Source organism: Streptomyces rugosispiralis (genome assembly GCF_024505145.1).
Classification (GTDB): domain Bacteria; phylum Actinomycetota; class Actinomycetes; order Streptomycetales; family Streptomycetaceae; genus Streptomyces; species Streptomyces rugosispiralis.
In genome coordinates, this window is sequence record NZ_JANIAA010000284.1 from 1 (window position 1) to 259 (window position 259).

Sequence of the window (259 nt, forward strand, 5' to 3'; positions counted from 1 at the left end):
CGTTCGACGTGGGGCGTGTGGGACGCGTAGTCGACCGGGAGGGTGCGGGTGCGCAGCCCGGCGTTCTCGGCCGCGGTGGTTACTTCGGCGAGGCCGGTGGGAGTTCCGGCGATGACGGTGGAGGTGGGTCCGTTGACGGCGGCGATCCAGACGTCGTCGTGGCCGGTCAGCAGTTCGCGAGCCTGGTCGGCGGAGGTGGCGAGGGAGGCCATGCCGCCGTGTCCGGCGAGTTCTTGGGCGATGAGGCGGCTGCGCAGGG

The 259-nt window shown here is 72.2% G+C and carries 1 protein-coding gene; it reads right to left on the bottom strand.

Annotation, left to right across the window (positions count from 1 at the left end; all coding sequences use genetic code 11):
- Window positions 1-259: acyltransferase domain-containing protein (locus NP777_RS47470; RefSeq protein WP_256656416.1), on the bottom strand; the 259-nt coding region annotated here is incomplete at both ends.